This is a genomic window from Synechococcus sp. R55.8, from assembly GCF_047461895.1.
GTDB lineage: Bacteria > Cyanobacteriota > Cyanobacteriia > Thermostichales > Thermostichaceae > Thermostichus.
The window spans coordinates 1-1,956 of the sequence record NZ_JANSIB010000170.1 but is presented as its reverse complement, the minus strand read 5'-3'; the positions used below and the strand labels follow the sequence as shown (position 1 = coordinate 1,956).

At 58.6% G+C, this 1,956-nt stretch carries 1 protein-coding gene; it reads left to right on the top strand.

The features are described 5' to 3' along the window. Window positions 1–265: 265 nt before the first annotated feature. A partial coding sequence (locus NW829_RS12165; RefSeq protein WP_414417189.1) for a serine/threonine protein kinase occupies window positions 266–1,956 on the top strand: 1,691 nt, incomplete at its 3' end.

The window sequence follows — 1,956 nt, the reverse complement described above, 5'->3', positions numbered from 1 at the left end:
GAGACGGTCAGGACTTGGGTCATGGTTCTATCATAACTTCCGCATTCCTCCCGACCCTCGTCCTACGGACAGAGGGCGGGGCTCCTGCGATTTCTAGCTGAGAAGTCACCTTGAAGAATCAACCGAAAACCCCGCCATTTCCAACAGATGGCCCCAATCCGGATCCCTGAGTTCAGCCACCGGCGTAGGCTGGTGCAGACCTCAGCAATTCGGTTTATGGTATGGACATTCCCCCTGCAATTCCTCTTCTCCAAGCTGCAAACCCATGACCGCAGATCTCACCAACCGCATTTTGGGCAACCGCTACCAGCTGATTCAAGAAATTGGTAGCGGTGGTATGGGATCCGTCTTCCGCGCCTTAGACTTACACAACAACGGCCAAGAGGTAGCTGTCAAGATCCTCTATGCCCCCATGCTGCTGAGCCGGGGCGACTTCCAGACAGACTTGCGCCGTCGCTTTGCCGAAGAGATCCGCGTTAGCACCCTTCTGGGGCAGCATCCTCGCATCGTCAAGGTTTTGGATCACGGCCAAGAGGGGGAGCAGGCCTACTTGGTGATGGAGTACCTCAAGGGGCAGGATCTGGGCAAGCTGATCCGAGAAAAAGGGGCTTTGCCGGTTCGACAAGCCGTTCGACTAGCCTTGCAGGCCTGTGAGGGGCTGCACTTTGCCCACACGTTTCAGGCCAAGGTAGAGGGTCGCGAGATTCGGGGTGTCATCCACCGCGACATCAAACCCAGCAACCTCTTCATCGAGCAAGTTTTTCAAAACGGCAAGCTCATCCCCCAACTGAAAATCCTCGACTTTGGCGTGGCCAAAACCCTGGCGGATCACACCCTCAGCCTGGGCACCCAAAAAGGGGGAGGATTTATCGGCACAGCTCGCTACGCCTCTCCCGAACAGATACGGGGCAAAGCCTTGGATGCCCGCTCGGATATCTACTCCTTTGGGGTAGTGCTCTACGAGATGCTGACGGGATCCATGCCCTTTCAATTGGAAACTGACTCTTTGCACAGTTGGATCCACGCCCATTGTTACGAAAGCCCAATCGAGATCAACCCGAAGGCAGCCCCCCAGCCGATCCCACCCCCTTTAGCAGCCGTGGTGATGGATTGCCTGAAAAAAAACCCGGACGAACGACCGCAAACGATGCGGGAGCTGGGGGAACGACTGCTGCAAGCCTATGATCTGACGGCAACCACCCAACTCTCTAGTGGCCAAGCCAGCACTGTGATCCTGCCCACCGGCAGCGCTAAGGCTCAACGGGATGCTCCACCCTCTTCTGACCCCAAGCCACCAATCCAAACCACCCGCAATACAGGATCGGCTTCTGGAGCCTTTGAAGATATCCGCGATGAGGATCTGGATCTCATCGAAGATGAGCCGGTCTCTCCCCCTCCTCCAGGTGCAGGGATCCCCTATTACATCACCGAGCGAGAACCCTCCTCAGCAGAAGCTTCGCCGGAAACACCGGATCCCTCTCCCCAAAGTGAGGATGAAACTCCCAAAACGCCCTCCACAGTGATCCCAGCCAGCAACGCTCTCCCGACCGTTCAGGATCCCCCCGTCGCTCGCCCTGCCACGCCGGCACGAACCGATACTCCCCGCACTCGCCCTCTGCGGCAAGCTGCCCCCCAAACGGTTCTGCAACCTTCCGGCAGCAGTCTGAAGTGGGTTTTGGCCGGGGGATCCCTAGGCGTCATGGCTCTGCTGGCCGCCTTTTTGCTGTGGCCACGCCCAACGATCCGCGATAGCCGGGAAGAACCGGATCCGATCCCTACCGCTGAAGTAACCCCAACACCTACACTCGAACCTGCTCCCACTCCAACGCCGACACCCACCCCGACTCCAGCACCAACACCCACTCCGGTGCCAACGCCACCCCCAACTCCGCCCCCCCCCCCCCAGGCTACGCCACAAACCCCAGCGACCTGTGGGATTAAACAGACGTCGTGGCC